At 64.9% G+C, this 23478-nt stretch carries 19 protein-coding genes; 5 read left to right on the top strand and 14 right to left on the bottom strand.

All coding sequences use genetic code 11. From position 1 onward, the window contains the following. Positions 1–113: 113 nt before the first annotated feature. The 8 genes from AC0L58_RS03730 to AC0L58_RS03695 all read right to left on the bottom strand — a co-directional run bounded on the left by AC0L58_RS03730 (position 114) and on the right by AC0L58_RS03695 (position 7698). Positions 114–2036, bottom strand: a complete 1923-nt coding sequence (locus AC0L58_RS03730; protein WP_473686819.1) for a potassium transporter Kup — start codon at positions 2034–2036, stop codon at positions 114–116. A 15-nt stretch (positions 2037–2051) separates the two neighbouring features. Further along, positions 2052–2648, bottom strand: coding sequence for a Holliday junction branch migration protein RuvA (gene ruvA / locus AC0L58_RS03725; protein ID WP_473686817.1), 597 nt, complete (start codon positions 2646–2648; stop codon positions 2052–2054). Continuing rightward, positions 2645–3163 (bottom strand): crossover junction endodeoxyribonuclease RuvC, encoded by a 519-nt coding sequence (gene ruvC / locus AC0L58_RS03720; protein WP_473688555.1) that lies wholly within the window; start codon positions 3161–3163, stop codon positions 2645–2647. Before ruvC ends, ruvA begins: the two co-directional genes overlap by 4 nt. Positions 3164–3320: 157 nt before the next feature. After that, positions 3321–4043, bottom strand: a complete 723-nt coding sequence (locus AC0L58_RS03715) for a YebC/PmpR family DNA-binding transcriptional regulator (protein ID WP_473686815.1) — start codon at positions 4041–4043, stop codon at positions 3321–3323. Between the two features lie 83 nt (positions 4044–4126). After that, a complete protein-coding gene (locus AC0L58_RS03710) occupies positions 4127–4765 on the bottom strand; it encodes an alpha/beta fold hydrolase (RefSeq protein WP_473686813.1) in 639 nt (212 codons plus the stop codon). A gap of 103 nt (positions 4766–4868) precedes the next feature. Further along, positions 4869–6623, bottom strand: coding sequence for an aspartate--tRNA ligase (gene aspS, locus AC0L58_RS03705; RefSeq protein ID WP_473686811.1), 1755 nt, complete (start codon positions 6621–6623; stop codon positions 4869–4871). Between the two features lie 107 nt (positions 6624–6730). Further along, a complete protein-coding gene (locus tag AC0L58_RS03700) occupies positions 6731–7279 on the bottom strand; it encodes a DUF3011 domain-containing protein (RefSeq protein ID WP_473686809.1) in 549 nt (182 codons plus the stop codon). Positions 7280–7362: 83 nt separating this feature from the next. Next, on the bottom strand, positions 7363–7698 hold the full coding sequence (locus AC0L58_RS03695; RefSeq protein WP_473686807.1) for an FmdB family zinc ribbon protein: 336 nt from the start codon (positions 7696–7698) through the stop codon (positions 7363–7365). A gap of 432 nt (positions 7699–8130) precedes the next feature. On the opposite strand from AC0L58_RS03695, the gene AC0L58_RS03690 reads away from it, so the two are divergent. The 4 genes from AC0L58_RS03690 to AC0L58_RS03675 all read left to right on the top strand — a co-directional run bounded on the left by AC0L58_RS03690 (position 8131) and on the right by AC0L58_RS03675 (position 14707). After that, positions 8131–8586, top strand: a complete 456-nt coding sequence (locus tag AC0L58_RS03690; RefSeq protein ID WP_473686805.1) for a DUF3617 domain-containing protein — start codon at positions 8131–8133, stop codon at positions 8584–8586. A gap of 425 nt (positions 8587–9011) precedes the next feature. After that, positions 9012–11441: a TonB-dependent receptor plug domain-containing protein gene (locus tag AC0L58_RS03685; RefSeq protein ID WP_473686803.1), complete on the top strand. Its 2430-nt coding sequence runs from the start codon at positions 9012–9014 to the stop codon at positions 11439–11441. Positions 11442–11551: 110 nt separating this feature from the next. After that, positions 11552–13327 (top strand): gamma-glutamyltransferase, encoded by a 1776-nt coding sequence (ggt, locus tag AC0L58_RS03680; protein WP_473686801.1) that lies wholly within the window; start codon positions 11552–11554, stop codon positions 13325–13327. 147 nt (positions 13328–13474) lie between these two features. Beyond that, complete coding sequence (locus AC0L58_RS03675) at positions 13475–14707, top strand: MFS transporter (RefSeq protein ID WP_473688553.1); 1233 nt, start codon at positions 13475–13477, stop codon at positions 14705–14707. 18 nt (positions 14708–14725) lie between these two features. Here the strand turns inward: AC0L58_RS03675 and clpB are convergent, their stop codons facing one another. The 3 genes from clpB to rluD all read right to left on the bottom strand — a co-directional run bounded on the left by clpB (position 14726) and on the right by rluD (position 19249). Then, positions 14726–17311 (bottom strand): ATP-dependent chaperone ClpB, encoded by a 2586-nt coding sequence (clpB, locus tag AC0L58_RS03670; protein ID WP_473686799.1) that lies wholly within the window; start codon positions 17309–17311, stop codon positions 14726–14728. Between the two features lie 131 nt (positions 17312–17442). Next, a complete protein-coding gene (gene pgeF / locus AC0L58_RS03665; protein ID WP_473686797.1) occupies positions 17443–18192 on the bottom strand; it encodes a peptidoglycan editing factor PgeF in 750 nt (249 codons plus the stop codon). Between the two features lie 82 nt (positions 18193–18274). Beyond that, positions 18275–19249 carry a 23S rRNA pseudouridine(1911/1915/1917) synthase RluD gene (gene rluD, locus AC0L58_RS03660; RefSeq protein ID WP_473686795.1) on the bottom strand — a complete coding sequence of 325 codons (975 nt, stop codon included), beginning with the start codon at positions 19247–19249 and terminating at the stop codon, positions 18275–18277. A 70-nt stretch (positions 19250–19319) separates the two neighbouring features. Here rluD and AC0L58_RS03655 point away from each other — a divergent pair, with 70 nt between their 5' ends. Next, a complete protein-coding gene (locus tag AC0L58_RS03655) occupies positions 19320–20186 on the top strand; it encodes an outer membrane protein assembly factor BamD (RefSeq protein WP_473686793.1) in 867 nt (288 codons plus the stop codon). A 62-nt stretch (positions 20187–20248) separates the two neighbouring features. Here AC0L58_RS03655 and AC0L58_RS03650 read toward each other — a convergent pair whose 3' ends face one another. The 3 genes from AC0L58_RS03650 to sucD form a co-directional block, all read right to left on the bottom strand. Continuing rightward, positions 20249–21910 (bottom strand): NAD+ synthase, encoded by a 1662-nt coding sequence (locus AC0L58_RS03650; RefSeq protein WP_473686791.1) that lies wholly within the window; start codon positions 21908–21910, stop codon positions 20249–20251. 122 nt (positions 21911–22032) lie between these two features. Then, positions 22033–22320: an endonuclease domain-containing protein gene (locus AC0L58_RS03645; protein ID WP_473688551.1), complete on the bottom strand. Its 288-nt coding sequence runs from the start codon at positions 22318–22320 to the stop codon at positions 22033–22035. Positions 22321–22600: 280 nt separating this feature from the next. After that, on the bottom strand, positions 22601–23473 hold the full coding sequence (sucD, locus tag AC0L58_RS03640; protein ID WP_473686789.1) for a succinate--CoA ligase subunit alpha: 873 nt from the start codon (positions 23471–23473) through the stop codon (positions 22601–22603). Positions 23474–23478: the final 5 nt, after the last annotated feature.

Below are 23478 nucleotides of genomic sequence, written 5' to 3'. Positions count from 1 at the left end.
GGGGGATTATGGCAGGCCAGTGCGATCCCTGTAGGAGCGCACCCTGTGCGCGAGCTCTTTCATCACGTCACCCAGGAGCTTCGCGCACAGGGTGCGCTCCTACAGGGGTTGCGTCAGATCTCCACCTGCGCTCCCAGCTCGATGAGCCGGTTGCCGGGAATCTGGAAGAAGGCGGTGGCGGGCAGCGCGTTGCGGGCCATGAAGGCGAACAGCTTGTCGCGCCAGCGCGCCATGCCGGGACGACGTTCGTTGGAGACGATGCTTTCGCGCGACAGGAAGAAGGTGGTGTCCATCATGTCGAAGCCGAGGCCCTCGCGGGTACACAACGACAGCGCCAGCGGGATATTCGGATCCTCGGCGAAGCCGAAGCGCAGCTCCAGCCCGTAGAAATCATCGCTCATCGGAGCGATCTGGATGCGCTCCTCGGCGTCGGCCACCGGGGTTTCCAGGATCGCCACGGTCAGCAATACGTTGCGTTCGTGCAGCACCTTGTTGTGCTTGAGATTGTGCAGCAGCGCATGCGGCACGGCCTCCTGGTTGGCGGTGAGGAACACCGCGGTGCCGGGCACCCGGATCGGCGGATGGTCGGCCATGTTCTGGATGAACGGCGCCAGCGCCAGGCCACCCTGCTTGATCTCGCGCACCACCAGTTCGCGGCCGCGGCGCCAGGTGGTCATCACGGTGAACAGGATCAGGCCCAGCACCAGCGGGAACCAGCCACCATCGGGAATCTTCAGCGTGTTGGCACCGAAGTAGCTCAGGTCGACGATCAACAAAAGCACGGCCACCAGGATCACCGACAGCCGGCTCCACTGCCACATCCGGCGCGCCACGACCATGGTCAGGACGGTGTCGATCGCCATGGTGCCGGTCACGGCGATGCCGTAGGCGCCAGCCAGCGCGTTTGAGGAGCCGAACCCGATCACGGTGGCAAGCACGGCCACCATCAGTGCCCGGTTAACCCACGGCAGGAAAATCTGCCCGATCGCTTCGCGCGAGGTGTGCACCACCTGCATGCGCGGCAGGAAGCCCAGCTGGATCGCCTGCCGGGTCACGGTGAAGGCACCGGAGATCACCGCTTGCGATGCAATCACGGTCGCCGCCGTGGCCAGCCCGATCATGGGATACAGGCCCCACGACGGAACCGAGTAGTAGAACGGGTTGGCGATCGCGTCCGGATGCACCAGCAGCAGGCCACCCTGACCGTAGTAGTTGAGCAGCAGTGCGGGCATCACGAAACCGAACCATGCCGCGCGTATCGGATAGCGCCCGAAATGACCCATGTCGGTGTACAGCGCCTCGGCGCCGGTGACGCAGAGCACCACCGACCCCAGCGCGAGAATCGAGGTCTTGCCGTGGGTCAGGAAGAACTGCACGGCGTGCCACGGGTTGAGTGCACGCAGCACGCCCGGCGCCTGGATGATGTTGTGTACACCGATCACGGCCAGCGCCAGAAACCAGAGCATCATGATCGGTCCGAACAGCACGCCGATCCGGGCCGTGCCGTGGCGCTGCAGCCAGAACAGGCCCAGCAGCACGACCACCGAAATCGGCACGACCCAATGCGCAAGTCCGGGCGCCGCCACCTTGAGGCCCTCGACGGCGGAGAGCACCGAGATCGAGGGCGTGATCACGCCATCGCCAAAGAACAGCGCCGCGCCCAGCAGGGCCATCAGCATGATCACCCGCCGCGCACGCACCGATTTGCCGGCGGCGCGCTGGGCCAGGGTCATCAAGGCCATGATGCCGCCCTCGCCCTTGTTGTCCGCGCGCATCACCAGGCTGACGTACTTCACCGCCACCACGATGATCAGCGACCAGGTGACGAGCGACAAAATGCCCAGCACCGTGCTCGGGTGCGGATGCAGCCCGTGCTCCGGCAAAAAGGTTTCGTGCATGGTGTACAGCGGGCTGGTGCCGATGTCGCCGAACACGACCCCGATCGCACCGAGGATGAGCGCGGATTTTGCACCATGGCTCTTGTCGGCATCGCCGGCATCGGGCGACGCGGCCTGATTCTGCTCTTGTTCGTTCATCGAAATCCTGACGACCTAACTACCGAGCGCGGCGCGCAGGGCCTTGCGAATGATGGCTTCGGCGTTGTCGCCTTCAGCGGCGACCTTTTGCACCAGCCGGCTGACTTCGGCGGGCTTGTAGCCCAGCTGCTGCAGCGCCACGGTAGCCTCTCCCGCAGCGTCCAGCGGCGCCGCGGCACCAGCCAGGGATACACCGGAAACAGTGGACATGCCGTCGAGACGATCGCGCAACTCCACCACGATGCGTTCGGCGGTCTTCTTGCCGATGCCTGGGATCTTGGTCAGCGCGACCACGTCACCCGCATGCACCAGTCGCGCAAAGTGGTCAGTGGAAACCCCCGAGAGCACCGCCAGCGCGATCTTCGCGCCGATCCCGCTGACCTTGAGCAGGTTGCGGAACAGCGCGCGCTCAGCATCGCTCAGAAACCCGTACAAGGTGACGCTGTCTTCCTTCACCGCGTGATGGGTGAGCAGGACGACTTCCTTGCCGACACCAGGCAGGTCGTAGATCGTCGACATCGGCGCCTCGACCTCGTAGCCGATGCCGCCCACCTCGATCAGCAGCGACGGTGGCTGCTTGGAAACCAGGATGCCGCGCAGTCGTCCGATCATCGGCGGCGCCTCCACGCGGTGCGCGGAATGCCGACCCGTGCCAGGCTGGCGCGTGTGTGCGCGTGGGTCACCGCGATCGCCAGCGCGTCGGCGGCATCGGCCTGCAGCGGCCCTTTCAGCCCCAGCAGCACACCGATCATGTGCTGAACCTGGGTCTTGTCGCCGCGACCGCTGCCGACCACGGACTGCTTGACCTCGGTTGCCGCGTATTCATGCACCATGATCCCCCGACTTACCACCGCGCAGATCGCGGCGCCACGTGCCTGCCCCAATTTCAGTGCGGAGTCCGGGTTGCGCGCCATGAAAACGCGCTCGATCCCGCACTCCGCCGGATGATGGGCGGCGATGATGTCACACAGCTCGTCAAAGATGCGTTTCAGGCGCAGCGGAAAGCTTGCTTCGCCCGCCACCGCCAGGGCGCCGTGAAACACATGGACCAGCTTGCCGGCGTCATCCACATCGATGATTCCGATGCCGGTCCGTTGGCTGCCCGGATCGATACCGATGATTCGCACCGGACGGGAACCGGGAATCGGGAATCGGGAATCGGGGCTGTCAGGCACTGCGGGATCTGATCTCTTCATGGGTGGATCCGGTCACAGGGTAGTGGAAACGCCAACGCCGAGGCGATGGTCATTCCCATTCCCTATTCCCGATTCTCCCTTCCCGGCTTCATGACGGCAGCAAGGCGTTGTGCGACACCTCGCTCACATCGTCCAGCGAGTCGAGTTTTTCGAGCAGGTCGTGCAGCGGTTCGAGCGCTTCTTCCGGCACCTCGACGCGATTGTTGGGGCGCATGACCACGCCGGCATGCTCGGCACTCAGGCCTGCATCGATCAGCGATTGTTGCACCGCCTCGAAGTTCTCTGGCGCGCACAGCACGATGCTTTCGCCATGTTCGTTGATGACATCGTCGGCACCTGCTTCCAGCGCCGATTCCAGCACGAACTCCTCCGCGCTGGCCTTGTTTCCGGTGGCAAACACCAGTTCGCCACAACGGGTGAACTGGAACGCCACCGAGCCCGAGGTACCAAGGTTGCCGCCATGCTTGGAAAGCGCATAGCGCACGTCGGCCACGGTACGGGTGGGGTTGTCGGTGAAGCAGTCGATGATCAGCGCGATGCCGGCCGGGCCGTAGCCCTCGTAACGCAGCTCCTGCATGTCGGCGCCGCCGTCGGCACCCGAACCGCGCTTGATCGCGCGCTCGATGGTGTCCTTGGTCATGTTGGCCGAAAGTGCCTTGTCGACCGCGGCGCGCAGGCGCGGATTGCCCGCCGGATCCGCCACCCCGGCGCGCGTGGCGACGGTGATTTCTCGGATCAGTTTGGTGAATACCTTGGCGCGCTTGGCATCCTCGGCATTCTTTCGACCTTCGATGGACGGACCCCTACCCATGACGATTCCTGCGCGAAGCAATTGAACAAGCGACCAATTTTACCTGAAATCGGCCCATGTGCCGACGCTGCCGCTGCGGCGGCTCAGCGCAGGGCGGCAGGGAAATGCCCGGCGCGCAGGAAGCTTGTCACCAACCGCGCCACTTCCGGCGAAAACAGCAAACTGGTGTGGTTGGACTCCACCACGCAGTGATCGGCCAGACCCGGCAGGCGGGTCTCCTGCACGGCGACCGTGCCGTCGTGCTCACCTTCGAAATGCCCCAGCACCGCGCCCAGTCCCAGCGGTATCCGGCCGGCGATCACGCCCACCTGGCGCGTACCATCCCAGCGCTCGAAACCCTGCTCCATCAATTGCCGATTGTGCCCCAGCAGAAACTCGCCACCGCGTCCCCAGCCGGCCAACGCGCGGGCCGCCGCGCTGCCCAGCAGCGGCGAGCCGAGACAAACGATGCGCCCCTGTGGCAATGCATCGGCATCACCGCACGCCCGCAGGGCCAGCAGGCCACCGAGGCTGTGTCCGACCAGGTGTACCTTGTCGGCCTCGTCCCCAAGGCCGGCCATGCGCGCATGCAGGCGATCGAGAATGCGCTGCTCACTGGCCGCCACGCTCAGATAGTCGAAACGGTGTACGCGGAACCCCGCTTCCATCAAGCGATGGTGCAGCATGGAAAGCGCGAAACCGCGCATCCACAGACCATGCAGCAGGATCACATGTTCGGTCATGGGCTAACAGCCGGGATTGGGGAATGGGAAACAGGGAATCGAAAGAGCGTGATGCGGCGTGCTGTCATGCGATCGCCCCGAATTATCCTCCACTTCCTGCGCCCTACTCCCTCACTTCCACGTGCAATTCCTTCAACTGCGCACTGGCGATCGGTGACGGTGCGTCGGTCATCAGATCCTGCGCGCTGGTGGTCTTGGGGAAGGCGATCACGTCGCGGATGGACTCGGTGCCAGCCATCAAGGCAGCGATCCGGTCGATGCCGAACGCGAGGCCGCCATGCGGCGGCGCACCGAACTTCAGCGCTTTCAACAGGAAGCCGAATTTCGCCTCGGCCTCCTGCGCGCCGATGCCGAGCAGCTCGAATACCGCGCTTTGCATGTCGGGGCGATGGATACGGATCGAGCCGCCACCAATCTCGTTGCCGTTGAGCACCATGTCATAGCCGCGACTCACCGCGGTGGCTGCGTTCTCGCGCAAACTGGCGATGTCGTCGATCTTCGGCGCGGTGAACGGGTGATGCAGGGCCACGTAACGTTGCGCTTCGGCGTCGTACTCGAACATCGGGAAGTCGGTGACCCAAAGCGGCTTCCAGCCATCCTCGACCAGACCACGGTCCTTGCCGACTTTCAGGCGCACCGCGCCCATGAACTCGCTGACGGTTTTCCAGTCACCGGCACCGAAAAACACGATGTCGCCGGCCTGCGCCGCGGTGGTCTTGAGCACGCCAGCCAGGGCCGCATCATCGAGAAACTTCGCCACCGGCGAGTTGATGCCCTCGCGCCCTTTCGACGGGTCTTCCACCTTGAGCCAGGCCAGCCCCTTGGCGCCGTAGCGCCCGGCGTATTCCGCCAGGACATCGATATCCTTGCGCGACAGCGCGCTGCCGCCTGGCACGCGCAAGGCCGCCACGCGACCGTTCGGATCGTTGGCAGGCCCGGCGAACACCTTGAATTCGATGTGCTTCACGACTTCCGCCACGTCGACCAGCTCCAGCGCGATGCGCAGGTCGGGCTTGTCCGAGCCGAAGCGACGCATTGCGTCGATCCAGGTCATGCGCGGGAAGCTGGCATCCAGTTCGACACCCTGCACTTCACGGAACACGTGGCGGATCAACTCCTCCACGAAGTCCTGCACGTCACGCTCCTCGACGAACGCGAATTCCAGGTCGAGCTGGGTGAACTCCGGCTGGCGATCGGCGCGCAGGTCCTCGTCACGGAAGCAGCGGGCAATCTGGTAGTAGCGGTCGAAGCCGGCCACCATCAGGATCTGCTTGAACAGCTGCGGTGACTGCGGCAGTGCATAGAACTGGCCCGGGTGCACGCGGCTGGGCACCAGGTAATCGCGCGCGCCTTCGGGCGTGGCCTTGGTCAGGATCGGCGTCTCCACGTCCTGGAAACCGCGCTCGTCGAGGTAACGACGCAACGCCTGCACCAGCCTGATGCGCTTGCGCATCATCGCCTGCATCTCGGGGCGGCGCAGATCGAGGTAGCGGTAGGTCATCCGCATGTCCTCGTTGGGATTCTCGTGCAGCGCGAACGGCAGATCCTTCGCCGCGTTGAGGATCTCCACCGTGTCCGCCAGCAATTCCACCGTGCCGGTTTTCAGCTTGTCGTTCATCGACAACCGACGGCGCAGCGTGCCGGTGACGCGCAGGCAGTACTCGTTGCCGATTTCACCGGCCACGGCGAACGCGGCGGCGTTGTCACGCTCGATCACTACCTGGGCCACGCCTTCATGATCACGCAAATCGACGAAGGCCACGTGTGCCTGCAGGCGGATCTTGTTGACCCAGCCGCAGAGGGTGACAGTCTGGTCGATCAGGGTCTCATCGATGAGGCCGCAAAGATGCGTGCGCATGCGCTGGAAACTCCGGGCCGCAGGGCGGCGTAAACGGGTGAAAAGACCCGGAATCTTAACATCGACGCGGCATCGGGGAGACGTTGCCGTCCCACGGAACGCCCCGACTACCAGCGCCGATCGACCACGAACTGGGCGCGACAACCGTGATCGACCCACACCCCGGCGCGGTTCCAACCCCAACTGTAGCCTTGGGTACAGCGCGCGTCGGACATCCGCCTGACCAGCTCCACGTGGCCACGATGGCCCACGTCGACCATGCACATCTGGTAGCGATTCTTGTTGCTGTCGCATTGCAACCGGATCGGCCGGTCCCAACCGGGACCCGGCCGCCACCCACCCGGTCGGTAGCCCGGCGGGCCGTAGTCGGGGCGGCCATGCCAGGCTGGACCGAACAGGCCGCGACAGCCGCGGTCCACCCACAGACCACGCCGGTCCACGCCCCAACTCTGGCCGCGGATGCATGCACCCTTCGACTCCTGCTTGACCAGCTCGGCATCACGCCACGGCATGTCGCATCGGTTGAACTTGCCATTGATGCTCTCGCAACGGACCGCGCGCTCGCCGCGCGCCTGCGCCGTCGGGGCAGCAAGCAGCCCACCGAAGCCGATCAGGCCGATAGCCACGCCGGTCAGAACACGGTTAGGTACGGTCATTGGTGTGCCTCCTGCCATAGCCCGGGGTTCAGCCTTCGGTCCGCAATCTCCGAAGACCCTCATGCGTGGGCAGCGTAGCTTGGTCAGGCTGCACCGTCGCCAACTGCGGCCTTGCCGGGAACCGCCGCAGCGGCTGGTGCCGGCGATGGCGCAGCGGGTGTCGGTGCGGGGCTGGCCGCAGGCGGCTTGGCCGCATCGCCTCCTGCAGCATCGGCGAGATTGTGCTTTTTCTCGCGATCCGACTTGAAATCGGTCTCGTACCAGCCGCTTCCGGCCAGCCGGAACGAGGGTGCGCTGACCCGTCGCCGCAATTGTGGTGCCGCGCACGCGGGACAATCGGTGGGATCTGTATCGGACAGCTTCTGCAACCGGTCGAAACGATGGCCGCAGTGGGTGCATTCAAATTCGTAGATGGGCATGGATATTCCGTGATTTTGGCCAATGCTCGGCTGGCCCGACTGCATTATCTGGCCGTCGGAGCCAATTTCAACATCGCACCGTCCAGACAGGTGGCCAGCCTGCCTTCGCCAGCGCGCCACCCAGCTGCGAGCAGACACAGCCGGTGAGGCCGACGTTGGATGGCTCGGAGCATCCCCGGGCAACCTGGCCGGGCGATCAGCAGCCGATGCCGTTCCACGGGAGCGAAACGGCCATAACCGGTGCGTAACGCCGCTTAGTGCTTCATTAACGGTGGAATCGGGGTCATCGACGGGGCGAAACGGCGCACGGCGGTCCACGAGGCAGCCGCCAAGGGAAGCCTGCCGCGCCAGCCAAGACGGACACCGCCAGCCCTGTCATGGCCAGTACCCCGGGTTGACAGACATCATCCTCGATCTGACATCGGAGCTACCATGACCATTCGCAGCCCCCTCGCGCTTGCCGCCATCTGCGCCCTCGCCCTGGCCAGCACTCCCGCACTGGCCTCCGAGCCCGGCAACATGATGAAGATGAACACCACCGTGCACATGAAGATGGCCGGCATGCCGGCGATGGGTCCGATGACCCACTCGATGAACGTGTGCACCTCGGCCAGGAAGCCCGACCCGTCGCAACTGATGAAGAATCAGGGTGACTGCAAGGTCAGCGACTACAAGCAGGTCGGCGATACCATCACTTATCACATGGAGTGCCGTGGAGAAACGCAGCTGAGCGGCGACGGCAAGTTCCAGATGCTGCCCGACAGCGGAATCCGCGGCTCCATTCAAATCAGCGGTCAGTCGAGTGGCCAACCGATGACCATGGACATGACCTTCGATGGACAGCGTACCGGGGCATGCACCTACACGCCGCCGAAAGCCGAAGGTTGAAGTTGAGGCGGCCAAACCGGCATGTCGCGACGACTGCGAGGCCACATACGAGCAGAACGAACGCGAGCGCCGCCAGAACAACAAGGATTCGATCGACCACGAAAGACAACAACGACACGCAAGCGATGGTGGTTTCGCCATCGTTGCCTCCCCCGCGATCACTGCGGTTTGCCCCGCGGCGATTCCCGGCGTCGGGAACCATCGCAGGTTTCGCGCCGCTCCGGGTCTGCCTGGGCGACGTCATTCGGCGATCGCCAGGCGCGGAGTGCCGCGCCGAACGCAGCTTCTTGCGTCCTTGACATGCCATTTTGCAACGGCCTACCTTTGAACCGGCAAGGAAACGTGGCAGCCAATCCCTCTTGGTGATCGAGCGTGCCAACAGCGCTCATGGATGCCGTTCGTCATGATCCATGGGGAGTTGCCACATGCATGCAAGTTCGTTGTCCAAACCCACCATCATCGCCGCAGGCATCGCCCTGGCCCTGCCCCAGTTGATCCTGCCCGTTACGGCTCGCGCCCAGGACGACGCCACCCCGCAGACAAACACCGGCAGCACCAAGGACAAGAACATTGTTGCCTTGCAAGCCGTGGTGGTCACCGGCACCCGCGCATTCAATCGCACCGAGGCAACCTCGCTGGCACCGATCGATGTGCTGACGCCGAAGGATCTGGTCGGCACTGGCGCTTCGAACCTGGCAACGGCGCTGCGCGTCCTGCTGCCCTCGTTCAACTTTCCACAACCCTCGGTGACCGACGCCACCGATGCGATCCAGCCCGCGCAGTTGCGCGGCTTGTCGCCGGACCAGACGCTGGTCCTGATCAACGGCAAGCGCCAGCACACCACCGCCATCGTCAACGTCAACGGCTCGCTCGGACGCGGCTCCTCGCCGGTGGACATCAATGCCATCCCGGTCAACGCGATCGAACGGGTCGAGGTGCTGCGCGACGGCGCCGCCGCCCAGTACGGTTCGGACGCGATCGCCGGCGTGATCAACATCATCCTCAAGGGTGGCGCCAAGCACGGCTCGGTGAGCCTCAGCGGCGGCCAGTACAGCAAGGGCGACGGCAAGACCTGGCAAGGTGGAGCCGACGGCGGCTTCGCCCTGGGTGACAAGGGCTGGGTGCACCTGAGCGCGAACGTCAGTCACCAGGACCCGACCAATCGCGCCGGCCCCGACACCCGTTACCCCGGCGACCCCAGCTATGGGGACGTCACGTTCCATTACGGCATTCCCTTGGTCAAGGCCAAGCAGGCGGCGATCAACCTGCAGTACGACCTGACGCCGAACGCGCAGCTTTATGCCTTCAGCCTGTTCAACAAGCGCAATGTCAGCGCCGGCGGCTTCTTCCGGTCGCTGTCGACGTACGCATCCGCCTATCCAGGCGCTGCGGCGGTCTACCCCGTCGGCTATCTGCCGATCGAGAACAGCGCCATCCGCGATGACAGCGAAGTGCTCGGCCTGCGCGGCACGGTGGCCGGCTGGCACTACGATTTGAGCGCCAATACCGGTGGCAACCACTGGAAGCTGCACACCAGCGATACCTACAACTACTCGCTGGACCCGAACTCGCCCACCGGCTTCTACATCGGCACGCTGACCAACCGGCAGGATGTGTACAACGCCGACTTCAGCCGCGATTTCGAACCTGCCATGCTGCAGAACGGGCTGACGGTGGCCTGGGGCCTCGAGTACCGCCACGAGAACTTCTCGCTCAAGCAGGGTGATGCCGCGTCCTACGCCGGTTCCGGCGCGCAGGTGTTCCCCGGCTACCAGCCCGGCGACGCCGGCTCGCACTCGCGCAACAGCCACGCGATCTACGTGGATCTGGAAAGTGACCTGACCAACAAGCTCTCCGCCGGACTGGCCGTGCGCAACGAGCACTACAGCGACTTCGGCGGAACCACCTCGGCCAAACTCTCCGGCCGCTTCGCGTTCACCGACGTGGTGGCGCTGCGCGGCACGGTGTCGAATGGCTTCCGCGCGCCATCGCTGCAGCAGGAGTACTACTCCAGCACCGCGATCAATTTCGTCGCCGACGGCAGTGGCAATTTGATCCCCTACACCATCCGCACCTTCCCGGTCAGCAACCCCGCCGCCCAGGCGCTGGGTGCGCAGGCCTTGCGCCCGGAGAAATCACGCAACTACAGCGTCGGCCTGGTGTTCACGCCGGCCAGCGGGTGGTACACCACGCTGGATTTCTACCAGATCGACATCGACCACCGGATCATTCTCAGCGGCAACCTGGTCGGTACGCCGGTGCAGGACTATCTGACTTCGGTGGGCATTCCGTTCGTCAGCGGCGGTCGCTTCTTCACCAACGCGGTCGATACGCGGACCCGCGGCGTCGACCTGGTATCGACCTACCCGATCGCGCTGCAGAATTCGTCACTGAAATTCACCGGCGGCCTGAACTACAACAAGACCGACATCCGCTCGATCGCACCCAACCCGCCGCAACTGGGCCTGGTCGGGCTGACCTTGCCGATCATCGATCGTACCGAGCAGGGCCGCATCACCAAGGGCGCGCCGCGCACCAAGGCATTCGTGGCCGCGGACTGGAACGTGAGCAACTGGAATTTCCACGGACAGGTCACCCGCTACGGCGAGTTCACCACACTGGGTAACAACCCCGCCACGGATCAGACGTACGGTGCGCGCTTCGTACTTGATGCCAACGCCAACTACAACTGGAACGACTGGACCTTCACCGTCGGCGCCAACAACCTCACCAACGCCTACCCCGAGCGCAGCAGCGCGGCCAACAACTTCCATGGCATCCTGACTTACTCGGGCTCCTCGCCGTTCGGTTTCAGTGGCGCCTATTACTACGGCTCGGTGGCCTATCACTGGTAGAGGTAACCCATCGTCACCGCCCGGAACGTGGGCCGCGGTACTGTCCGAGGCCTCCCTTGCCGCCGTACGTGTCGCGGTGCCGGATTTGACCCACCACTGTCGTGAGCAAGATGCACAAATCAGCTTTTGGATGGATCGCGATCGCCCTCCTTGCCGCGGCGCCCGCCGCATGGGCGCGGCAACCGCCCGCGACCGAGCACGCCATTCCGCAACAGGCGCTGGACGCCACCGCGCCGGCCACCACGATGGCCGAACTGGCCAAGGCCACGCCGGTCACGGCGAAACATGCCATGGTGGTCTCGGCCCAGCACCTGGCCACCAAGGCCGGCGTGGACATCCTCAAGCAGGGCGGCAATGCCGTCGACGCGGCGGTGGCGGTGGGTTATGCGCTGGCCGTGGTGCATCCATGCTGCGGCAACATCGGCGGCGGTGGCTTCATGCTGGTGCACCTGGCCAATGGCCAGAACGTATTCCTGGACTTCCGCGAGAAGGCGCCACTGAAGGCCAGCCCGACCATGTACCAGGACGCGGACGGCAACGTGGTCAAGAGCCGGAGCACGGGCACCTGGCTGGGTGTGGGCGTGCCCGGCACCGTGATGGGTCTGGATGCGGCACTGAAGAAGTACGGCACGATGCCGCTGTCCAAGGTGATTGCACCGGCGATCAAGCTGGCAAGCGACGGCTTCGTGCTGCAGCAGGGTGATGTGAACATCCTCAACGAGCGCGCCAAGGATTTCGCCAGGCATCCCAACGTCGCGGCGATCTTCCTCAACCACGGCAAGCCCTACGTCGCCGGCGAACGCCTGCGCCAGAAGCAACTTGCGCACACGCTGGAGCAAATCAGGCAGGACGGTGCCAAGGCGTTCTACCACGGCGACATCGCGCGCGCGGTGGTCGCCGCCAGCCAGGCGCATGGCGGCATCCTGTCGATGCAGGACTTCGCCGACTACACCGTGCGCTGGGATACCCCGATTCGCTGTGACTACCAGGGCTACACCATCGTCTCTGCCCCGCCGCCCAGCTCCGGCGGCACCACCATCTGCCAGATCCTGCAGATCATCAAGCCGTATCCCCTGGGCAAGTGGGGCTATGGGTCGGTCAACAGCGTGCATTACCTGGTCGAAGCGGAGCGCCGCGCTTTTGCCGATCGCAACACTTACCTGGGCGATCCGGCCTTCGTGCACAATCCGATCGACCGGCTGCTGTCGCCGGAACACGCCGCCAAACTGCGCGCCAGCATCGATCCGGACAAGGCCACGCCTTCGTCCGAGATCAAGGGCAGCCTGGGACCGGCCGAGGGCACCAACACCACGCATTATTCGGTCGTGGACGCGCACGGCAACGCGGTGGCCGTTACCTACACGATCAATTATCTGTTCGGGGTGGGGCGAATCGCCGGCGACACCGGCTTCTTCCTCAACAACGAGATGGACGACTTCACCTCCAAGCCGGGCGTGCCGAACAGCTTCGGCCTGGTGCAGGGCAAGATCAACCAGATCGAACCGGGCAAGCGTCCGTTGAGCTCGATGTCGCCAACGATCGTGCTGCGGGACGGCAAGCTGTACATGGTCACCGGCAGCCCCGGCGGCTCCACCATCATCTCGACCACGCTGGAAAGCTTTCTCAATGTGGCCGCCTTCGGCATGAACATGCAGCAAGCGGTGAACGCACCGCGCCTGCACCATCAATGGTTGCCCGATGTGGTGCTGGTCGAACAGGGCTTTCTCGCGCCCAAGGTGCAAACCCGGCTCGAAGCGATGGGCTATCACTTCAAGACCCTCAAGTCCTGGGGCGCCGCCGAGGCGATCCTGGTGAATCCGAAGACCGGCTTGCTGGAAGGCGCCAACGACCGGCGCCGCCCCGCCGGCCTGGCGGCGGGATATTGAGTGCTCCATCGGCAACGACCACGGGCATCGGCGGGCGAGGCATGACTGAATGGCGGTGTGACGACGCCGCCACGTCGGGCACCGCTGTTGTTACAGTGAGGGTTTGTTGACACGCGTGAGGTTCGCGCTCACTCCATGTTCCGCTCATTGCGCCCGATTGCGTCGCTGCTTGCCGGTACCGCGTTGCTGCTGCTCGGCGTGGGCTTGCTCAATACGCTGATTCCGCTGCGCGGCGACATGTACGGGTACTCCAACACCCTCCTCGGTGGGCTGACCTCGGCCTACTACGCGGGTTATCTGCTGGGCACCTTCGCGATACCGCCGCTGGTGCGCCGGATCGGCTACATCCGCACGTTTGCATTCTGCACTGCCTGCGTCGCCTGCGTGGTGCTGCTGCACGCGCTCAGCCACAACCCGCTGCTGTGGCTGCTGCTTCGCCTGCTGGCCGGTGTCATGCTGGTGGGCCTGTACATGTTGATCGAGAGCTGGCTCAACGCCAGCGCCGCACCGGCACAGCGCGGCAGCGTCTTCGCCGCCTACATGATCGTGAACCTGGGCGCGCTGGCACTGGCGCAGCAGCTGCTGCGCATCGATGGTCAACCCTTCGTGTTGTTCACCGTGGTCGCGTTGCTGATCTGCGCCGCGACGTTGCCGGTGATCGTGACCCGGCTGGCGCAACCCGAACTGCAGCCCACGCCGCGTCTGCGCCTGAGTCGACTGTTCGCCGCAGCACCGAGCGCCGGCGTGGGCGCCCTGCTGTCGGGACTGGCCATGGGCGCGTTGTGGGGACTGCTGCCGGTCTACGTGCAGGAGACCGGGTTCAAAGCCACCGGGGTTGCCACCTACATGAGCGTGGCCATCGTGGGCGGCGCGCTGCTGCAGTGGCCATTGGGCCGACTGTCCGACCGCCATGATCGGCGCATTGCCTTGGCGCTGGTATGCACGGCGGCGTGCGCGCTCGCCGCGCTCGCGCCACTCCTGACCGGTCTGCGCGCGGCCTCGCTGGCGATGATCTTCCTGTATGGCGGCATGGCTTTTGCGGTTTACCCGATCGTGGTGGCCCACCTGGTCGACCATTTGCCGCCGGAGGACCTGATGACGGCCAGCAGCAGCGTGTTGCTGATCTACGGTATCGGCTCGGCGCTGGGCCCGCTGATCGCGGGTGGGTTGATGTCGGCACTGGGCGGGTGGTCGCTGTTCGGCTGGTTCGCGCTGACGCATGGCGCCATCGCCGTGTACGCGGGCTATCGCTACCAGACCTTCCGCCGCTCGCGCGCCGAGGACGCACATTTCCGCCCGATGCTGCGCACCACGCCGTCGGCACTGGAGCTGATGCCGGAAACCGACGGTCCCGAGCCATTCGCGGTGCCGTCGGACTGACCGACGGCACGCCTCGGGTCATTCGAAAGTGAGGTGCCCACCCGCGACATCGACGCGGATCGTGTCGCCCGCCTGGAAACGACCTTCCAGAATCTGCCTGGCCAGCGGGTTTTCCAGCTGCTGCTGGATCGCCCGCTTCAACGGCCGCGCGCCGTACACCGGGTCGAAGCCGACATTGCCCAGCAAGGCCAATGCCTGGTCACTGACCTCCAGCTTCAACTGCCGCTCGGCCAGGCGCTTCTCCAGATAGACCAGCTGGATCTTCGCAATCGCCTGGATCTGCGCCTTGTCGAGCGGACGGAACACCACGATCTCGTCGAGCCGGTTGATGAACTCGGGCCGGAAGTGTGCCTGCACGACGCCCATCACCGAGGCCTTCATCTGCGTGTACTGCTCCTCGGCATCGCCGCCACTCTCGGCGGCGTCCTGGATCATCTGTGACCCCAGGTTGGAAGTCATCACGATCACCGTGTTGCGGAAATCGACGGTGCGGCCCTGGCCGTCGGTCAAACGGCCATCGTCGAGCACCTGCAACAGGATGTTGAACACATCCGGGTGCGCCTTCTCGACTTCGTCGAGCAGGATCACGCTGTACGGGCGACGCCGTACCGCCTCGGTCAGGTAGCCGCCTTCCTCGTAGCCCACGTAACCGGGAGGCGCACCCACCAGACGGCTCACCGCATGCTTCTCCATGAATTCACTCATGTCGATGCGTACCATCGCGTCGGTGGTGTCGAACATGAATTCGGCCAGCGCCTTGCACAGTTCGGTCTTGCCAACACCGGTAGGGCCCAGGAACAGGAACGATCCACTGGGCCGGTTCGGATCGGACAGGCCCGCGCGCGCGCGCCGGATTGCGTCGGCCACCGCGTGCACGGCCTCGTCCTGGCCGACCACGCGCTTGTGCAGCTCGTCCTCCATCTTCAGCAGCTTGTCGCGCTCACCTTCCAGCATCTTGCTGACCGGAATGCCGGTCCAGCGCGCCACCACTTCGGCAATTTCGTCGGCGGTGACGCGGGTTTGCACCAGCTGGAAGTCCTGCGTTTCGGCCGCCTGCGCCGCGGCCAGCTGCTTTTCCAGCGCCGGCAGCTTGCCGTACTGGATCTCGCTCATCCGTGCGTAATCCTGCGAGCGCTGGGCCGCATCCAGTTCCAGCCGCGCCTGCTCGATCTGTTCCTTGACCTTGGTGGTGCCCTGCAGCGCCGCCTTTTCCGATTTCCAGATTTCGTTCAAGTCGGAGAACTCGCGCTGCAGCTTCTCGATGTCGGCTTCGAGGTCGGCCAGGCGCTGCTTCGATTCGCTGTCCTTTTCCTTCTTCAACATCTCGCGCTGGATTTTCAACTGGATCAGCCGGCGCTCCAGCCGATCCAGCTCCTCCGGCTTGGAGTCGATCTCCATGCGGATGCGCGATGCCGCCTCGTCCATCAGGTCGATCGCCTTGTCCGGCAGTTGCCGGTCGGCGATGTAGCGGTGGGACAAGGTGGCCGCGGCAACGATGGCCGGGTCGGTGATCTCCACCCCGTGATGCACCGCGTAGCGTTCCTTCAGTCCGCGCAGGATCGCGATGGTGTCCTCCACCGTCGGCTCGCCCACGAACACCTTCTGGAAACGACGCTCCAGCGCGGCATCCTTCTCGATGTACTTGCGGTACTCGTCCAGCGTGGTGGCGCCGATGCAGTGCAGCTCGCCGCGCGCCAGCGCGGGCTTCAGCATGTTGCCCGCATCCATCGAGCCCTCGGCCTTGCCGGCGCCGACCATGGTATGCAGCTCGTCGATGAACAGGATCACCCGTCCCTCCTGCTTGGACAGGTCGCTCAGCACCGCCTTGAGCCGCTCCTCGAATTCGCCACGGAACTTCGCGCCCGCAATCAGCGCGCCCATGTCCAGCGAGAGCACGCGCCGACCACGCAGGCCTTCGGGGACTTCATCCTTGATGATGCGCTGGGCCAGGCCTTCGACGATCGCGGTCTTGCCCACGCCGGGTTCGCCGATCAGCACCGGGTTGTTCTTGGTGCGCCGCTGCAGCACCTGGATGGTGCGGCGGATTTCCTCGTCGCGACCGATCACCGGATCGAGCTTGCCCTTCTCGGCGCGCTCGGTGAGGTCGATGCAATATTTCTCCAGCGCCTGGCGCTGCTCTTCGGCACCCTCGCTCTGCACGCTCTCGCCACCACGCAGCTTGTCGATGGCGGCCTCGAGGTTGGCCTTGCTGGCACCGGCCGCCTTCAGCGCCGCGCCGAGTTCGCCCTTGTCGTCCAGCGCGGCAAGCACGAACAGTTCGCTGGCGATGAATTGGTCGCCGCGCTGCTGCGCCAGCTTGTCGGTGAGGTTGAGCAGGCGGGTCAGGTCGTTGCCGACGTTGATGTTGCCTTCCTGCCCGCTGACTTTCGGCAGCCGCTCGAGGATTGCATTGACGCGCTGCTGCAGCGCCGGCACGTTGACCTGGGCCTGGGTCAGCATCGGGGCGGTCGAACCGCCCTGCTGCGCCAGCAAGGCCGCCATCACGTGCGCCGGCTCCATCATGTTGTTGTCGCGACCCACGGCCAGCGACTGCGCGTCGGCCAGTGCCTGCTGGAAGCGTGAGGTCAGTTTGTCCATTCGCATCGAACGATCCCCGGCAAGAAATGAAAGGGCAAGGCAGACAGCAGCGCCGCCCGACAGGTTCCTAAATGCGGACTCTGGCCGGTGATTCAAGCAAGCGCGCGGGGCAGACCGCGCCGATCACGCGTGGCCGCTCAGCTGTCGGCAAGCCAGATCAGGCTGGCGAAGCGGCCGCTACGGGCACCGTCGCGGCGATACGAATAGAACCGCTTATCGGCCAGGGTGTCGAAACCACCGCCGTGGACGCGCTGCACGCCCGCTGCCAGCAAGCGTCGTCGTGCCAGCGCAGCAAGGTCGGCAAGCCAATGGCCGGGACGGGTCGGGTCGAAGCAATCGGCAGCGGTGATGTCGGACGCCACGAAGGCCTCGCGCACCTCCTCGCCGACTTCGTACGAAGCCGCACCGATACAAGGTCCCAACCATGCCAGCAGCCGGCTGGGCGGGGTTTCCATCTGGGTCAAGGTAGCCTCCAACACGCCAGCTCCAAGCCCGCGCCATCCCGCATGCGCGGCGCCGATCTCGCTGCCATCCTCGGCGCAAAACAGCACGGGCAGGCAATCCGCGGTGAGGATCGCCAGCACCGTGCCGGGAATGTGCGAGACCGCGGCGTCGGCCCTGGGTTCGTCAGCGCTTGCCAGGGGGCCGAGCTGGGCGACGTCGACGCCATGCACCTGTTGCAGCCAGCGCGGTGGAGACGGCAGGCCCAGCACCTGTTGCAGGGCGCCGCGATTGGATTGGACCGCGTCCACCGCATCGCCACTGCGCAGGCCGAGATTGAAGCGATCGAACGGCACCGCCGAAATACCCGGGCCATGCCGGGTGGTGACAGCGGCGTGCACCTGCGGCGGGGCCGGCCAGTCGGGGAAAATCCAGCTTTCGGTCATTGGGTCGGGATTCGGAAATCGGGATTCGGAAGAGCAGGGTCAGGACATGATGGAAGCAGCACGGCCGCGCTGATCGACCGTATCAGTAGTCGTCGGCGCCGTGTTCGGCCAGATCTGCCCGCAGTGCCTCGATCAGCGCTTGCTGGTCTTCCGGACGCTCGGCGCTGAACGCCATCGTCTCGCCGGTGGCCGGGTGGATGAACGACAACCTCTCCGCATGCAGTGCCTGCCGGCGGAAGCCGCGCAACGCGTTGACCAGCCCCTCGGTGGCGCGCTTGGGCAGTTTCAGGCCGCCGCCGTACAGTGGATCGCCCACCAGCGGGTGGCCGATGTGCGTCATGTGCACCCGGATCTGGTGGGTCCGGCCGGTTTCCAGCTGACATTGCAGCAGGCTGTGTGCGCGGAAGCGTTCGCGCAGGCGGTAATGGGTCACCGCGCGCTTGCCATCCTCCTCGTCGCGCACCGCCTGACGCAGGCGGTCGCCCATGCTGCGGCCGACCGGCTCGTCCACCGTGCCGCCGGCCACCATGGTGCCCAGCACCACCGCTTCGTACAGCCGCTCCACCTCGTGCCGCGACAGCAGGTCGACCAGTGCGGTATAGGTGGGCAGCGTCCGCGCCACCACCATCAGGCCGGAGGTGTCCTTGTCCAGCCGGTGCACGATACCGGCGCGCGGCAGTTCGGCCAGCTTCGGATCGTGATGCAGCAGGCCATTGAGCAGGGTACCGGCCGGATTGCCCGCGCCGGGATGCACCACCAGTCCGGCGGGCTTGTTCAGGACCAGCAGGTGCTCGTCCTCATGCACGATCTCCAGCGCAATCGCTTCCGGCTGGCTGTGCACCTCGGTCTCCAGCTCGACTTCCAGCGCCACCAGTTCCCCGCCCCGCAGCAATTGCCGAGGGGGTACGGCAACGCCATCCAGGGTCACGGCACCGGCCTTGACCCAGCTGCTAAGGCGCGAACGCGAGTAATCGGGGAACATATCGGCCAAAGCCTGGTCGAAACGCCGTCCTGCTGCGCTCAGCGGCACCTCCGCCTGCTGCCGTATCGTGGTCACGCATGCCTCCACGGGCGGAAGCCGCTTTCAGTTATCATGCCTGTTCGTTTCAACATCCGAATTCATTCCTATGCGCCTATCAAGTGGCTCGTCCACACTGTCATTGTTTCCACTGTCGGCCGTCAGGCTGGTCGCGGTTCTCGCCCTGGTCATGGCGGTCAGCGCCTGCTCGATGTTTGGCCACAAGCGCGAAACCATCGACACCATGCCGGTGGAAGCGCTGTACAACAAGGCGCACGCCTCGCTGGAGAGTGGTGACTACGCCGCGGCCAGCCGAGCCTACCAGCGCCTGATCGCCCGCTTCCCGTCCGGCGACTACAACGAACAGGCCCAGCTCGACCTGGCCTATTCGCAGTACAAGGACAACCAGCCGGACGACGCGCTGTCCACGATCAACCGCTTCATCAAGACCTATCCGACCCAGAAACACGTCGATTATGCCTACTACCTGCGTGGCCTGATCAATTTTGGTCGCACCAGCGGTTTCGTCGAGCGTCTCACCAAGAGTTCCGGTGGCCAGTCACGACGCGACCAAGCATACAACCTGCAGTCCTTCGACGACTTCGCGGAACTGTCGCGCCGATTCCCGGACAGCGCCTACACCGCCGATGCGCGCCAGCGCATGATCTACCTGCGCAACCTGCTTGCCCAGTACGAGATCAACGTGGCCGAGTTCTACCTGCGCAACAAGGCCTATATTGCCGCCGCGGATCGCTCGCAGTACGTGATCGAGCACTACCAGCAGGCGCCCCAGACCGGCGATGCACTGGCGATCCTCACCCGCAGCTATCTCGCGCTGGATCGCAAGGACCTGGCCTCGCAAACACGGGAAGTGCTGGCGTTGAACTATCCGAATCACCCGTACCTGACCGACCCGAAGTGGCCGCATGCGCCGTCCACCTTGCGCAAGATGATTCCGTTTTCAGGGCATCATTGAGTTTCGGGATTCGGGATTCGCAAGAGCACGAGAGCAAGAGCGGCGCTTCGCGGATGGTGGATTCAATGCCAGCCTGACGTGATCGGATAGCGGCGTTCGCGGCCGAAGGCGCGGGTGGTCACGCGTGGGCCCGGTGCCGACTGGCGACGCTTGAACTCGTTCATCAACACCAGGCGAACGACCCGACGCACGGTGTCGGCGTCGAAGCCCTGCGCCACGATCTCCGCCTGCGATTGCTCGCGCTCGATGAAGCGTTCGAGTATCCCGTCCAGTTGGTCGTACGGCGGCAGTGAATCCTGGTCGGTCTGATCGGCACGCAGTTCGGCTGATGGCGGGCGGTCGATGACTTCCACGGGAATCGGGAATCGGGAATCGGGAATCGTCTGGGTCCCTCTGTCCTCCACGCTTCCAATCCCGGCCCCATTGCGCCACCGCGCCAAGCGGTAGACGGCGGTCTTGTAGACGTCCTTCAGTGGCGCGTATGCGCCGCACATGTCGCCGTAGAGCGTGCAGTAGCCGACCGCCATCTCGCTCTTGTTGCCGGTGGCCAGCAGCAGCCTGCCGTGCTTGTTGGACAGCGCCATCAACATCACGCCACGGGTGCGCGACTGCAGGTTTTCCTCGGTGGTGTCGCTGGCCTTGCCGGCAAAGACCGGAGCCAACGCATCGATGAACGAGTCGACGGTCGGCTCGATGTCGATCACGTGGTAGTCCACGCCCAATTGCTCAGCCTGCTTGCGCGCGCCGTCGAGCGACAGCCGCGAGGTGTAGCGGGTAGGCATCATCACCGCCGTGACACGATTGGCGCCCAACGCATCGACCGCCAGCGCGAGGGTCAACGCCGAATCGATACCGCCGGACAAGCCGAGCAGCACGCCGGCGAAGCGGTTCTTGTCGATGTAGTCGCGGGTGCCGCGCACCAGGGCGGCGTAGAGCACGGCGTCGTCCGAGGCGTCAGCCACTACCGGCCAGTCGTGCGCGTGCAGCGTGCGGGTCGCCGGGTCGAACGTCGCCCACAACAGCGCGTCGACGAACGCCGGCGCACGCGCGGCGATCGAGCCGTCGCCATTCACCAACATGGAACTGCCGTCGTAGACCACGTCGTCCTGACCACCGACCACGTTGACGTAGACGATCGCGCAGCCGCTCTCGCGTGCCCGGGCCTGCAGCACGGCCTCGCGTTCGGCTTGCTTGTGCTGGTGCCACGGCGACGCGTTGATCACCACGATTAGTTCGGCGCCGGCCGCCGCAGCCTGCGCTACCGGCTCGGGCTGCCACACGTCCTCGCAAATCAGCATGCCGGTGCGGATACCGTCGATCACCGTGGTCACCGACGCATGCCCGGCGCGGAAGTAGCGCTTGTCGTCGAACACGCCGTAATTGGGCAGCGCCTGCTTGTGGGCGGTGATCTCGATGCAACCCTCACGCAGCAGGCTGACCCCGTTGAACACTTCCCCTTCGCTGTGCGGATGCCCGACCATCGCTGCCAGGCCCCGGCTGCGGGCGGCCAAGGACTTCAATTCGCTGTCACAGGCGGCAAGAAAGCTGGGGCGCAGCAGCAGATCTTCCGGCGGATAGCCGCTGAGCGTCAGTTCGGGAAACACCACCAGACCCGCGCCTCCGCTGCGCGCCTCGTCCATCAGCTCAGCCACTTTCGCGGCATTGGCGGCCACCGCGCCGACCTGAAAATCATGTTGGGCCAATGCCAGACGCAGCTTTGCCATGGCGGGTGGTGTTCCTGAAGAGACAAGCAGCGAATGGTAATTGAATCCGCCGGAGCGGGGGGCACATCTCCCTTCCCCCGCCTGCGGGGGAAGGTGCCCGAAGGGCGGATGGGGGCGCTCTTCTATCTCAGAACCCGCAAGATCATGGCCAGCACCTCGTCAGTCCGCTGCAGCACATCGTGGTTCCAGCATCTGACTGTGGTGAATCCCCGCGCGCGCATCCACGCCTCTCGACGATCGTCGTCAGTGGATTCGAGATACTGCGAACCGTCGACCTCAATCAAGAGGTGCTTTTCGATGCAAACGAAGTCGGCAACGTACGGACCGAGCGGGTGCTGGCGGCGGAAGCGGAAACCAGCCAATCGACGCTGGCGGAGGTGACGCCAGAGGTGACGTTCGGCTTCGGTCATGTCGCGGCGCAGGCTGCGCGCGAGACGCAGCTTGGCGTTTTCTCGCATGAACTGATCCTTGTTCAGTTGTGAGTCAAGAGCGTACCCCCATCCGCCCTGTCGGGCACCTTCCCCCGCTAGCGGGGGAAGGCAGGACTTGTCGCTGCGTAGCGTAGGTGCAATCTCGCATCGCGGTACAACCTCTGCGCTTGCTCGAAGCAGGACGACGGCACGTATCCCGCCCCCGAAAAGCAAAAGGCCACGCACCGGCGTGGCCTTTTGCGTTGCCGCCGCAGCCGACTTACTTCATCAGCTTCGCGAGTGCCTTGCCCAGATCGGCCGGCGACTTCACCGTGGTGACGCCAGCCTTCTCCAGCGCGGCGAACTTGGCTTCGGCCGTGCCCTTGCCGCCGGAGATGATCGCGCCGGCGTGGCCCATGCGCTTGCCCGCGGGGGCCGACGCACCGGCGATGAAGGACACCACCGGCTTGGTCACGTACTCGGCGATGAACTCCGCGGCGTCTTCCTCGGCGCTGCCGCCGATTTCGCCCACCATGATGATGCCTTCGGTCTGCGGATCGTCCTGGAACAGCTTGAGGCAGTCGATGAAGCTCAAGCCGTTGATCGGGTCGCCGCCGATGCCGATGCAGGTGGACTGGCCCAGGCCTTCGTTGGTGGTCTGGAACACGGCTTCATAGGTCAGCGTGCCCGAGCGCGACACGATGCCGACCTTGCCGGGCTGGTGGATGTGGCCGGGCATGATGCCGATCTTGCATTCACCGGGAGTGATGATGCCGGGGCAGTTCGGCCCGATCAGCACCGTTTCCGGATGCTGCTGCAGCACGTTCTTCACGCGCAGCATGTCCAGCACCGGGATGCCCTCGGTGATCGCCACGATCACCTTGATGCCGGCGTCGATGGCCTCGAGGATGGAGTCGGCGGCGAACGGCGGCGGCACGAAGATCACCGACGCGTCGGCGCCGGTTTCCAGCACGGCTTCGTCGACCGAATTGAACACGGGCAGGCCGATATGCTCCTTGCCACCCTTGCCCGGGGTGACGCCACCGACGACGGTGGTGCCGTAATCAATCGCCTGCTCGGCGTGGAAGGTACCCTGCTGGCCGGTGAAGCCCTGCACCAGAACCTTGGTTTTCTTGTTGACGAGAACGCTCATATTTC

The organism is Rhodanobacter sp. G2-10 (assembly GCF_055809185.1).
This window is presented reverse-complemented; position numbering and strand designations above follow the sequence as displayed.